This is a genomic window from Porphyromonas vaginalis, assembly GCF_958301595.1.
Taxonomy (GTDB): domain Bacteria; phylum Bacteroidota; class Bacteroidia; order Bacteroidales; family Porphyromonadaceae; genus Porphyromonas; species Porphyromonas vaginalis.
In genome coordinates this window covers 428407-441316 of the sequence record NZ_CATQJU010000001.1, presented here as the reverse complement: position 1 = coordinate 441316, position 12910 = coordinate 428407, and the positions used below count along the sequence as shown (strand labels likewise).

Genomic DNA, 12910 nt, shown 5'->3' with positions numbered 1-12910 from the left:
GCGTTTCGTCAGAGAGGACTTTTGCATAAAGGCGAATCGCTGTGTTGCTTTCGGGATTCGGCTTCGGTCACATACGGAGGTATGCTCCCTCCCTCCATTCTTATGAATAGACCTACACAGGATCTAGTAGCACGACGTGTGCCAACGATAGATACTGTGTAGGTCCAGATTAGTCAGACGCATGAACCTATTGAGTCGTCATGCGTGGCGACTGAGCGTCGCGCTGATTACTTCTTCTCTGCGGGGTTTACCTCTAAGAGAGTCACGTCAAAGATGAGCGTAGAGTAAGGCTCGATGGTAGACCCACTACCGTTAGCACCGTAAGCTAGGTCGTAAGGAATGTAAGCGGTTACTTGATCGCCAACCTTCATCAGCTTAAGAAGCTCCGTCCAGCCTGGGATAACCTGATTGACTCCGAACTCGATAGGCTCCTCGCTCTTGTCAAACTCGGTGCCGTCGATGAGTGTGCCACGGTAAGTTACCTTGACCTTGTCACCATCTACGGGAGACTTGCCAGTACCCTTCGTAGCGTAGCGATAAGCGAGACCTGACTTTGTCGTGATGACGCCGTCCTGCTTAGCAAAGTCCTCGATGGCCTTCTTGCCAGCATCGATGTTCTTGCCGAACTTCTCCTTGTTGTCGATCTCCTGCTTCTTATTGATGTAGTTCTGGATGTAGTTATACGCAGCCTCTTGATCCATTGTCATCTTGGTCGTATCGCCCTTGAGAGCATACTCAAGGTACTGAGTAAAGAGCTTAGCATCGAGGCCCTCTTTGGCGAGGCCTATAGCGGTCTGGACACCCTGGATCTGTCCTGCGAAGTAAGAGAACTTGGTCGTGTCAGCGATACCCTCCTTGAAGCCCTTGAGGAACTCCATCGAGTCTACAGGCATGCCCTGCATAGCCATCATCATAAACTGCTGACCTAGCTGCTGACCAGTCATATAACCCTGGATCATAGCTACGCTATCGCTCATGGCAGATAGCTCATTGTTGGTTTCACTCTTCTGAGCTGTCTTATTACAGCTGGCAAAGGCACAGACCATTGCAACCACTGCGAGGAGTGAGAGGATTGATTTCTTCATTGTAAGTTGTATTTAGGATATTTGTTTGCGATGTATCGTTCGGACTATTTGTCCGTTGGAGTAGCTAGAGGAATAGGCTCGCCCTTGATCACCTCTAGTAGCTCGATCTCGAAGATCAGCGTAGCATAAGGCGGGATCATACCGCCTGCTCCACGCTCACCGTACGCAAGACGTGCGGGGATGTAGAGCTTAGCCTTGCTGCCCTCAGGGAGTAAGCATAGACCCTCGGTCCAGCCTGGGATTACTTGCAAGAGTCCAAACTTGGTAGGCTCGCCACGATCTATGGAGCTGTCAAACTTAGAGCCGTCGATGAGCGTACCCGTGTAGTGCACACGGACTGTGTCCTCGACCGTAGGACGAGGTCCCTTGCCCTCCTTGATGATCTCATATTGTAGTCCGCTCTGGGTCGTTTTGACCTCGGGACGCTTCCCATTGCTCTCGAGGAAGGCCTCGTTCTTCTCCTTTGTCTCCTGCATCTGCTGCTCTTGGAGCTGCTGGAAGTACTTAGAGAGAAAAGCTTGCGCCTCCTCATTGGTCATAACGGTAGGTTGCTCTAGAAGAGCAGCCGAAAAGCCCGCTAGGAGTAACTCCTTATTCACTGGATCGCCAGGCATCTGGGAGAGATTCTGGGCAAAGCCGATACCATTAGCGACGCCTAGCGCATAGGCTGCTGTATCAGCCGATGTGATGAGACGTGGAGGCTCTGCAGCCGTGAGTACGCCTACGCCTACAAGTAGCGTCAGCGCAAGAGTTAAAATGCGATGTGTCATAGCTGTAATGTGTCTATACGATGTCTAGTAGCTCGATCTCGAAGATCAGCGTCATATTGGGGCGGATCACGTCACCAGCACCACGGCTACCGTAGGCTAGCTCGGAGGGTATCACGACGCGCCACTTACTGCCCACGGGCATCAGCTGTAGGATCTGCGTCCAGCCTGGGATGACCGCATTGAGCGGGAACTCAGCCGGCTCACCACGCTCTACGGAGCTGTCGAAGACGACGCCATTGATGAGTGTGCCGTGGTAGTGTACGCGCACCTTGTCAGTAGCCTTAGGCTTAGCACCCTTGCCCTCCTTGATGATCTCGTATTGTAGTCCACTGGGGAGCGTCACGACACCACTCTTGTGGCGCATGATCTCTTGGTACTCCTTGCCAGCAGCAGCGTTGAGCTCTGCCTCCTCCTGTTGCAAGCGCGTGAATAGCTGGTTGATCACCTCACGAGCTCGTTCGGTGGTCATCTGTGGCTCACGCTCAGCGAGAGCGTCCTGGAGACCTGCGATAAAGTCTTCAGAGGTGATCGCCTTGATTCCGGATGCTTTGAAGTTCTGGCCGATGCTTAGGCCTAGTGCGTAGCTTACTTCGTCTTGTGGCATGGGGATATTCTATCTTTAGTTGAGAAATACTCCTGCAAAGGTAGCAATTCTCCATGAGATGAGACTATTGTATAAAGGCGAATCGCTGTGTTGCTTTCGGGATTTGGCTTCGGTCACATACGGAGGTATGCTCCCTTCAGACCTCACCCTCAGTGCCTTGCGCTTCATCCTTTCTGCAAAGTCAGGACAATCTTGCTTGCAAGATTGTGAGACTGTTGACTTTTGCAACAATCTCGAGATGAGCATTCTAATGACTAGCGGAGAGTGACTCCCTCAGGCGAGATACGATCTCGTCGAGCGGACACTCCTGCTGCGTGCCGAGGGTCATATCCTTGATCGAGACCTTGCCGTCGCTCAGCTCTTGACTCCCCGCGATGATGACGTAGCGACAGCCTCTGCTGTTGGCATAGGAGAGCTGTTTCTTCATCTTGTCCGCTGAGGGGTAGACCTCCGTCGGGAGTCCCGCCCGGCGTAGCTGGCGCGCTGTGGGAAGTAGTTTCTGCAGCTCCTCCTCGCCAAAGTTGACGATGAAGATGCGCTCTTCGGGAGCCATCGCGGTCTCAAACTTACCCAGCGAAAGCATGATGTCGTAGATACGCTCTGCGCCAAAGGAGACGCCCACGCCTGAGACACCATCCAGCCCAAAGATACCCGTCAGATTGTCGTAGCGTCCACCACCGGAGATAGATCCCATCGGCGCATCGAGCGACTTAACCTCTAGGATAGCGCCTGTGTAGTAGTCCAGACCACGTGCCAGCGAAGGCGAGAAGGTTAGCTCCGTCATCAGGTCGCTCGTGTCGACATGATCCAGGACGTACTCGAGCTCTTCCAGCCCCTTGAGCCCTATCTCAGAGTCATCGAGTAGCTGTCGGAGCGTTGTCACCTTGTCCCGATTGCTCCCCTCTAGCGTCAGCACCTTGCGAACGGGTTCTAGCAAGTCGGGATCAAAGCCACTCTCGACGAGATCCGCCAAAACAGCCTCCGCAGAGGTCTTGTCCAGCTTGTCCATACAGATGGTCAACTGCGCTAGCCTGTCAGGAGCCTTGATCACCTCAGCAATCCCCGCCAGTATCTTGCGGTTGTTGAGTAGTAGTGTGGTACGCAGATCCAGCCGACGGAAGACTTCGTCGATCATATAGACAAAGTCCACCTCCGGCATCAGCGAGTCGGTACCGATGACATCGGCATCGCACTGGTAAAACTCGCGATAGCGACCCTTCTGCGGTCTGTCGGCACGCCATACGGGTTGCATCTGGTAGCGCTTGAAGGGGAAGGTCAGTTCGTTGCGGTGCATCACCACATAGCGAGCGAAGGGTACGGTTAGATCGTAGCGTAGCCCACGGTCACAAAGACGAGCCGCCAACGCTGCGGGAGACTCCTCAGCAAAGGTCTCTGCGTCAATCCCCGCCTTATAGTCGCCCGAGTTGAGGATCTTAAAGAGTAGTCGGTCTCCCTCTACACCATATTTGCCCGTGAGCGTAGTCAGCTGCTCCATAGCGGGCGTCTCGATCTGCTCGAAGCCGTAGAGCGCGAAGACAGAGCGTATCGTATCAAATATATAGTTGCGTCGGCGCATCTCCTCAGCACCGAAGTCTCTTGTTCCCTTAGGTATCGAAGGTTTACTCATAGCGTTTAGCCGTTGCGATTCGTTTGTATAGCGTTTGTGTTACGGGGTAGTCATTGCGCTCATCAGTTGGATAGTGCGTCTCCTCGAGCTTGGACCACTCCGCTAGGTTGATCTCTGGGAAATGTGTGTCAGCATCCGGCACGACTGTGTCGACCATTGTCAAGTTCAGGTGCGTAGCGTAGGGTAGGCCACTCTTGTAGAGCATCCCGCCCCCCATGATGTAGACGCGCTCGTAGCCCGCCTGCTGGCAATGCTGTAGTGCCTGCTCTAGCGTGGAGGTGACATAGTGTGTCTCGGCATCGCCCTCGGTCAAGGTGCGAGAGACCACGATGTTGCAGCGGTTGGGCAGTGGACGAGCTCCGATGGAGTCCCAAGTGTGTCGCCCCATGATGACCGCGTGTCCCGTCGTAGCCGCCTTAAATCGGCGCAAATCATCACTCAGACGCCACGGCATAGTGCCATCACGCCCTATCGCACGGTCACGCGCCGTCGCCACTATAATCCATATCTCCATACTCAGACAAACTAATTTGGGAGCTAAGGTACGAAAATTAGAGATTAGAGGAGAGAGGTTAGAAATTAGAGGTTAGAGATTAGAAGTTAGATTCTAGAAAATCTAGTGCCACTAGAAGCACTAGCCCCACTAGTGCCACTAGCCCTCTAATCTCTAGCCTCTAATATCTAAAGTCTAATCTCTAACTTCTAAAGTCTAATCTCTAATCAAAAAGGGGCGAACCATCGTTCGCCCCTTTTTTGATTCTAGTGTCTTACCACCACTCGGTAAGTCTCGCCCGCTACGCAGACTAGGTAAACCCCGTCCGCATAGGGTGTCAGGTCAATCTGCAGTGTGCCTCGACCATCGGCACGACCCGCATAGAGTCGCTCGCCAGTCATGCTGTGCAGCGTCACTTCGCTGGCAGGAGCTACACCCTCCACGATGACATAGTCAGTCGCTGGGTTCGGGTAAAGCTGGGTCTGCTGCGTGACGGTCGTCTCCACGCCTGTGTGATCCACAAACGTAGCCTTGACCTCCGTCACATCTGCGACCACAAAGCTCCGGGTAGCCAGGATATCCTCGCCGTTGGCCGTCAGCTCCGTCAGTACGCACTGCGCATTCTTGCCTGTAGCCTTCACCGTCAGAGTCGTACCATACGGCACTGCCTTAAGGTCTACTGGCTCAGCGATCGTGATATCTCCATGATCGTTGCTAGTCAGCGTCACTGCAAACGTCTTCTTCTCAAAGGTTGCCTTGACGGTCAGGTTGCCCTCGACGACGACCTTCTTCGTAGCGAGGATATCCGAGCCATTGGCAGTAAGCGCAGTAAGTTCGTAACCCTCGGCTGGCGTAGCAACAATCGTCAACTCTGTGCCGTAAGCGACTGAGTTGAGGTCGCTGGCACCCGTTGCGGTGATCGTACCCTCACCCTCCTTAGTTAGAGAGACGGCGAAGACTTTCTTAGCAAAGGTCGCTTTGACAGTTAGGTTATCCTTGACAACGACCTTCTTCGTCGCTGTGATATCAGCACCACCAGCAACGAGAGATTGAAGTTCGTAACCCATAGCAGGTGTCGCATTGATGGTCAACTCTGTGCCGTAAGCGACTGAGTTAAGGTTGCTAGCACCCGTTGCGGTGATCGTACCCTCACCCTCCTTAGTTAGAGAGACGGCGAAGTTCTTCTTAGCGAAGGTCGCCTTGACGGTCAGGTTGCCAGTCACAACTACCTTCTTGCTAGCTGTGATATCCGTACCACCAGCCGTAATGGATACAAGTTCGTAGCCCTTGGCTGGTGTCGCATTGATCGTCAGCTCCGTACCGTAAGCCACAGCACTGAGATTATCTGCTCCCGTAGCTGAGATCGTGCCCTCACCCTCCTTAGTCAGAGAGACGGCGAAGTACTTCTTCGTGAAGGTTGCCTTGACGGTGAGGTTATCCGTGACAACGATCTTCTTCGTAGCGAGGATATCCGTGCCGTTGGCAGTGAGAGCCGTCAGTTCGTAGCCCTTAGCTGGCGTAGCGACAATCGTCAACTCCGTGCCGTAAGCCACAGCATTCAAACTGCTGGCGCCCGTAGCGGATATCGCACCCTCGCCCTCCTTAGTTAGAGAGACTGCGAAGTTCTTCTTAGCAAAGGTCGCCTTGACGGTCATATTATCCGTGACAACGATCTTCTTCGTAGCAAGGATGTCCGTACCGTTGGCTGTGAGAGCCGTCAGTTCGTAACCCTTGGCAGGGGTAGCATTGATCGTCAACTCTGTGCCGTAAGCGACAGTATTCAAACTGGTGGCACCCGTTGCGGAGATCGTACCCTCGCCCTCCTTAGTTAGAGAGACAGCGAAGCTCTTCTTCGTGAAGGTTGCCTTGACAGCCATATTATCCGTGACGACTACCTTCTTGGTAGCTGTGATGTCAGTACCATTAGCCGTGATGGATACGAGCTCGTAGCCCTCAGCTGGGGTAGCGTTGATGGTCAACTCCGTGCCGTAAGCGACAGAGTTGAGGTTGCTAGCACCCGTAGCGGAGATTCTACCCTCGCCCTCCTTAGTTAGAGAGACGGCGAAGTTCTTCTTAGCAAAGGTCGCCTTGACGGTTAGGTTGCCAGTCACGACTACCTTCTTGGAAGCTGTGATATCCGTACCACCAGCCGTAATGGATACGAGTTCGTAACCCTCGGCAGGGGTAGCAACAATCGTCAACTCTGTGCCGTAAGCGACTGAGTTAAGGTTGCTAGCACCCGTTGCGGTGATTGTACCTTCACCCTCCTTAGTTAGAGAGACGGCGAAGCTCTTCTTAGAGAAGGTTGCCTTGACGGTCAGGTTGCCCTTGACAACGATCTTCTTTGTAGCTGTGATGTCTACACCACCAGCAACGAGAGATTGAAGTTCGTAACCCATAGCAGGTGTCGCGTTGATGGTCAACTCCGTACCGTAAGCCACAGCATTCAAACTGCTAGCACCCGTAGCTGTGATTGTACCCTCGCCCTCCTTAGTTAGAGAGACGGCGAAACTCTTCTTCGTGAAGATCGCCTTGACGGTTAGGTTCTCCTTGACAACGATCTTCTTCGTAGCGAGGATGTCCGTGCCATTGGCAGTGAGTGCCGTTAGCTCGTAGCCCTTGGCTGGCGTAGCGACAATCGTCAACTCCGTGCCGTAAGCCACAGCATTCAAACTGGTGGCACCTGTCGCAGTGATCGTACCCTCGCCCTCCTTAGTTAGAGAGACGGCAAAGCTCTTCTTCGTGAAGGTTGCTTTGACGGTTAGGTTATCCTTGACAACGATCTTCTTCGTTGCGAGGATGTCCGTGCCATTGGCAGTAAGCGCAGTCAGCTCGTAACCCTCGGCTGGAGTCGCAACGATCGTCAGCTCCGTGCCGTAAGCGACTGAGTTGAGGTTGCTAGCACCCGTAGCGGAGATCATACCCTCACCCTCCTTAGTTAGAGAGACGGCGAAGCTCTTCTTCGTGAAGGTTGCCTTGACGGTCAGGTTGCCCTCGACAACGACCTTCTTCGTAGCGAGGATATCCGTGCCATTGGCAGTAAGCGCAGTTAGTTCATACCCCTCTGCAGGCGTAGCGACAATCGTCAACTCCGTGCCGTAAGCCACAGCATCCAAACTCGTAGCACCTGCAGCGGTGACGGTACCATCACCCTCCTTAGCGAAGGTGACAGCAAAGCTCTTCTTCGTGAAGGTTGCCTTGACGGTCAGGTTGTCCTTAACAACGATCTTCTTTGTAGCTGTGATGTCTACACCTCCAGCAACGAGAGATTGAAGTTCGTAACCCATAGCAGGTGTAGCGTTGATGGTCAACTCTGTGCCGTAAGCCACAGCATTGAGACCATCTGCACCCGTTGCGGTGATTGTACCTTCACCCTCCTTAGTTAGAGAGACGGCGAAGCTCTTCTTCGTGAAGGTTGCCGTGACAGTTAGGCTGTCCTTGACAACGATCTTCTTCGTAGCGAGGATATCCGTTCCGTTGGCCGTGAGAGCTGTTAGTTCGTAACCCTCGGCTGGCGTAGCGACAATCGTCAACTCCGTGCCGTAAGCGACAGAGTTGAGGTTGCTAGCACCCGTCGCAGTGATCGTACCCTCACCCTCCTTAGTTAGAGAGACTGCAAAGCTCTTCTTCGCAAAGGTTGCCTTGACAGTCAGGTTGTCCTTAACAACGATCTTCTTCGTCGCTGTGATATCAGTACCATTAGCCGTAATGGATACGAGTTCATAGCCCTCAGCTGGTGTAGCGTTGATCGTCAACTCCGTGCCGTAAGCGACAGAGTTGAGGTTGCTAGCACCCGTAGCGGTAATCGTACCCTCACCCTCCTTAGTTAGAGAGACTGCGAAGCTCTTCTTCGCAAAGGTCGCCTTGACGGTTAGGTTGCCCTCGACAACGATCTTCTTCGTTGCGAGGATATCCGTGCCATTGGCAGTAAGCGCAGTCAGCTCGTAGCCCTTGGCTGGCGTAGCGACGATCGTCAACTCTGTGCCGTAAGCGACTGAGTTGAGGTTGCTAGCACCTGTCGCAGTGATCGTACCCTCGCCCTCCTTAGTTAGAGAGACGGCGAAGCTCTTCTTCGTGAAAGTTGCCTTGACAGTTAGGTTGTCCTTGACAACGATCTTCTTCGTAGCAGTAATGTTTACACCATCAGCCACAATGGATGTCAACTCATAGCCCTCTGCAGGAGTCGCAATAATTGTCAACTCCGTGCCATAAGGAACTTTCTTGAGATTGTCTGTGCCTGTGGTAGAGAACTCTCCCTCGCCAACCTTCTCTAGTGTGACGGCAAACGTCTTCTTCGCGAAGGTCGCCTTAACCTCGACAGCCTCCTTGACAGGCACCTTTTTAGAAGCTAGGATATCCGTTCCATTGGCAGTAAGAGCAGTTAGCTCATACCCCTCTGCTGGTGTAGCTTCAATTATTAGTTCAGTACCATAAGGCACAGCCGTGAGATCCTTCGCACCAGTCGCATTAACCTTACCCTCGCCCTCTTGCGTTAGCGTGACAGCGAAGTGCTTAATGCTAAAGGTCGCCTTAACCTCGACCGCCTCTTTGATAGTCACCTTTTGGGAAGCTAGGATATCCGTGCCATTGGCAGTAAGCGCAGTAAGCTCATACCCCTCTGCGGGCGTGGCGTTAATTGTCAGCTCCGTACCGTAGGGCACAGCCTTCAGATCCTCTGCACCTGTAGCGGTAGTCGTACCTTCACCCTCCTTCGTCAGCGTAACGACAAAGTTTCGTATCTTTTGGGTAAAGGTCGCTTTTACCTCGGTAGCTCCTTGGATAGTCACCTTTTTGGAAGCGAGGATATCCGTTCCATTGGCAGTAAGCGCAGTAAGCTCATACCCCTCAGCTGGCGTAGCATTGATCGTCAGCTCCGTGCCGTAAGCCACAGCACTGAGATCATCTGCACCTGTAGCGGTAATCGTACCTTCGCCCTCCTTCGTCAGCGAAACGACAAAGTTTCTTGTCTTTTGGGTAAAGGTAGCCTTAATGGTGAGGTTCCCTCTTACGGTCACCTTTTTCGTCTCTGTGATATTTATACCATTAGCTATAAGAGATGTTAGCTCGTACCCCTTTTTAGGATTTGCAATGATCGTCAGCTCCGTACCATAGGGAACTTCGTCGAGATTGTCAACTCCAGTGACTGAGAGATCGCCTTCACCATCTTGCTCTAAGCTAACTTTAAAGTCATTTCCCTTGAAAACGGCCTTGACGATGACATCATCCTTGACTACAAACTTCTTTGTTGCCGTTATATCTACTCCATTGGCAGTGAGCGCGACCAATTCATAGTTTTTATCAGGTGTCGCTACGACTGTCAGCTCTGTTCCATAGGCTACTACGCCTAAGTCTGTAGCTCCCGTAATAGATAGAGTTCCTTTTCCCTCGAGCGTCTTCGTTACAGAGCAGGTTCGATTGGGTTCTCCAGGGTATGATGATGACCAGTTTTTATACCTAGCCACATTCATATCATATTGATAGCAGAAGTTCTCTTCTGTGGGAGCACTCTTGTCAACTACATAGAGGGATCCATATTCATACCCTCTTCGATTGGGCAGGCTGTTGATAAGCTGAGACATCTCAGCACTCTTAATTTTGTTTCTTGCACAGCTCAGCGATTTCAGACTCCTGCAATCTGATACGTCTAAGCTGGTTAGTTGATTGTCGTAACAACCAAGATTCGTCAAGCTAATGCAAGCTGATAGAGGTAAGCTGCTCAGTTGATTTTTGTAGCAGCGAAGATCAGTCAAAGCAGTACAGCCAGTGACGTTCAGGCTGGTCAGTTGATTTCCCCCGCACTCAAGCTCTGTCAAGGCGGTACAGCCCGATACGTCCAAGCTGGTCAGTTGATTGTTGTAGCAGTAAAGCGTTGTCAATGCGGTGCAGCCCGAGACGTTCAAACTGGTCAGTTTGTCTCTAGTCCACGAGAATTCCTTTAGTGACTGGCAACTCGATAGGTTGATACTAGTCAGTGGGTTGCTGGAGCAGGAAAGCTCAGTCAAGGCGGTACAGCTTGATGCGTCTAAACTGGTCAGTTGATTCTCTATGCAATTCAGCTCTGTCAAGGCTGGACAGTCCGAGACATTCAAGCTGGTCAGTTGATTACCCCCGCAGTAAAGCCTTGTCAAGGCGGTACAGCCCGATACATCTAAGCTGGTCAGTTTGCCTCTAGTCCACGAGAATTCCTTCAGCGACTGGCATCCCGAAAGATTAATGCTAGTTAATGGGTTGTTGTAGCACTCAAGTTTTGTTAAGGCAGTACAGTCTGAGACGTCCAAGCTGGTCAGTTGATTGCTGGAGCAGTCAAGCGTTGTCAAGGCGATACATCCAGAAACATTTAAGTGACTCAAGATACCTGTTTTCCCACTTTTACCTGCACATAAAAGGGTTTTCAAAACCCTGTTTTGCGACACGTCCAAGCTGGTCAGCTGATTGCTCCCGCAGTCAAGAGATGTCAAGGCGGTACAATCCGACACATCCAAGCTGGTCAGCTGATTGCTCCCGCAGTCAAGAGATGTCAAGGCGGTACAATCCGACACATCCAAGCTAGTAAGTTGATTAGTAGAACAATTAAGCATTATCAAGGCTGTGTTTTTCGACAAGTCTAAACTGGTCAGTTGATTGTTGTAGCACTCAAGCTTTGTCAAAGAAGTACAGCCCGATACGTCCAAGCTGGTCAGTTTATTATTATCGCATTTCAGCTCTGTCACATCGCCTTGAATGATGATGGTTTGGCTTTTGAATTTGTAGTACTTGTAACCGTACCTACTCATTTGCCTAAACTCTTGAGCTCCCTTGATGGTGACGCCACCATTGGCTTGGATGGCCAATCCGATTGGCTCTCCGATAGGTCTGGAGGTGGTCATGGTGATGACGCCTTCGGCGAGGAGGGAGGTGGAGATGAGGAGCGAGCCGAGGAGGACGAAGAGCCAGATACGTAGTTGCTTGCTCATAGCGTGGTTAAGTAGTTAGTGATTAGTAGTTAGTGATTAGTGCTAGCGTGATGGGGAGCGGAGAGGGCTCTGCCGTGTGAGTTATATTTTCTGCGAAGTTATACCTTTATTTTGAGTTGAGCAAGAGGTTAGAAATTAGCTGTTAGCTGTTGACCTTTGGCTGTTAGCTAGAGCCATCGGAAGGAGGCAAACGAATAGCTTGCATCGTAAAAGCTGGGCATCGTAACCTTTGACAGGGACGTATAATGACTAGATGCTGTAACCTTTGATACAACGGACTCGCCGAAACGACTACTGTAGGGACGCACGATCTGTGCGTCCGTCCCCGTCAAGGCCACGATGCTGTAACTTTCGTCCGACAACGGACGCACAGATCGTGCGTCCCTACAGGACACAGTGGGGGCGGGTGCCGTGGGGTGACAGAGACGCAGTGGAGACGGACACTCTCCGACTAGACACTGGCCGTGCGTCACTACAGCGGGTTACTCGTTTTGCTGTACAACGATGGACGCCCTCCGAGTGGAGGTTGGGACGCAACAATAATTTAGAGTTGGGTACATATCGATACGAGGCTCTGTCGGGGAAAAGTGATTTCCACGTGGAGATTTTGAAATATCCACGTGGAGAATAAAAAATTCCTCGGAGGAATGAAATGAAACTTCGGAGGAATGAAATGAAACTTCGGAAGAAATGATTCGCCTCCACGTGGAAAAAGAAAAATATCCACGTGGAGATTTGAGGTTTTCCACGTGGATATTCGAGAAAGGAGGGAATCGGACGAACTTCCCCGTAAAGATATGTAAATAGAGATTAGTGGTTAGAGGTTAGAGGTTAGAGATTAGAGGGGAGATGTCGTCTTGTAGGGACGCACATCCGACTAGATACATCCGTGCGTCCATACAACGGGTTACTCGTATCGCTTTGATACAACGGACGCACGAGCCGTGCGTCCCTACAGATCGCTATACGTCTCGTGCGTCCCTATAAATCGTTACACGTCGGGTCGTTACGCCGTGACGACGGGCGCTGTCCGCCGACGACTATCGCGGTGACTAGTCGAGGAGCTTCTGTGCCTCCTCCTGTAGCTTAGCTTTGCTCTGTGCGCCGACGAGCTTGCTCACCATCTCACCGCCCTTGAAGAAGAGGATCGTTGGGATGTTGCGGATGCCGTACTGACTGGGCAGGTCGCTGTTTTCGTCGACGTTGACCTTGCCGATGATGATCTTGCCGTCGAACTCCTCAGCGAGCTCTTCAATCATCGGGCCGATCATCTGACAGGGACCACACCAGGTAGCCCAGAAGTCTAGGATCATCGGTTTGCCCTCAGCCATTAGACCGGCTATATTTGCATCTGTTATTTCCATTGCCATAGTTCTTG

At 51.9% G+C, this 12910-nt stretch carries 7 protein-coding genes; all 7 read right to left on the bottom strand.

Annotation, left to right across the window (positions count from 1 at the left end; genetic code table 11):
* Window positions 1–227: 227 nt before the first annotated feature.
* Window positions 228–1085 carry a BamJ family beta-barrel-assembly machinery protein gene (locus Q2J34_RS01665; RefSeq protein WP_300969130.1) on the bottom strand — a complete coding sequence of 286 codons (858 nt, stop codon included), beginning with the start codon at window positions 1083–1085 and terminating at the stop codon, window positions 228–230.
* A gap of 44 nt (window positions 1086–1129) precedes the next feature.
* Window positions 1130–1855, bottom strand: a complete 726-nt coding sequence (locus tag Q2J34_RS01660; protein ID WP_300969129.1) for a BamJ family beta-barrel-assembly machinery protein — start codon at window positions 1853–1855, stop codon at window positions 1130–1132.
* A 13-nt stretch (window positions 1856–1868) separates the two neighbouring features.
* Entirely contained in the window at window positions 1869–2459 is a 591-nt protein-coding gene (locus tag Q2J34_RS01655) for a BamJ family beta-barrel-assembly machinery protein (protein ID WP_299368762.1), read from the bottom strand.
* Window positions 2460–2706: 247 nt separating this feature from the next.
* Complete coding sequence (gene hisS / locus Q2J34_RS01650; protein WP_300969128.1) at window positions 2707–4086, bottom strand: histidine--tRNA ligase; 1380 nt, start codon at window positions 4084–4086, stop codon at window positions 2707–2709.
* The gene (locus Q2J34_RS01645; protein WP_300969127.1) at window positions 4079–4600 is read right to left on the bottom strand and encodes a dihydrofolate reductase; all 522 of its coding nucleotides are present in this window, start codon (window positions 4598–4600) and stop codon (window positions 4079–4081) included. Before Q2J34_RS01645 ends, hisS begins: the two co-directional genes overlap by 8 nt.
* Before the next feature lie 245 nt (window positions 4601–4845).
* The gene (locus Q2J34_RS01640) at window positions 4846–11532 is read right to left on the bottom strand and encodes an InlB B-repeat-containing protein (protein ID WP_300969126.1); all 6687 of its coding nucleotides are present in this window, start codon (window positions 11530–11532) and stop codon (window positions 4846–4848) included.
* 1052 nt (window positions 11533–12584) lie between these two features.
* Window positions 12585–12902, bottom strand: a complete 318-nt coding sequence (gene trxA / locus Q2J34_RS01635; RefSeq protein WP_293965491.1) for a thioredoxin — start codon at window positions 12900–12902, stop codon at window positions 12585–12587.
* Window positions 12903–12910: the final 8 nt, after the last annotated feature.

Coding starts and splice junctions, on each gene's coding strand:
- Q2J34_RS01665 (WP_300969130.1), bottom strand. CDS start 1,085: ATGAAGAAATCAATCCTCTCACTCCTCGCAGTGGTTGCAATGGTCTGT.
- Q2J34_RS01660 (WP_300969129.1), bottom strand. CDS start 1,855: ATGACACATCGCATTTTAACTCTTGCGCTGACGCTACTTGTAGGCGTA.
- Q2J34_RS01655 (WP_299368762.1), bottom strand. CDS start 2,459: ATGCCACAAGACGAAGTAAGCTACGCACTAGGCCTAAGCATCGGCCAG.
- hisS (WP_300969128.1), bottom strand. CDS start 4,086: ATGAGTAAACCTTCGATACCTAAGGGAACAAGAGACTTCGGTGCTGAG.
- Q2J34_RS01645 (WP_300969127.1), bottom strand. CDS start 4,600: ATGGAGATATGGATTATAGTGGCGACGGCGCGTGACCGTGCGATAGGG.
- Q2J34_RS01640 (WP_300969126.1), bottom strand. CDS start 11,532: ATGAGCAAGCAACTACGTATCTGGCTCTTCGTCCTCCTCGGCTCGCTC.
- trxA (WP_293965491.1), bottom strand. CDS start 12,902: ATGGCAATGGAAATAACAGATGCAAATATAGCCGGTCTAATGGCTGAG.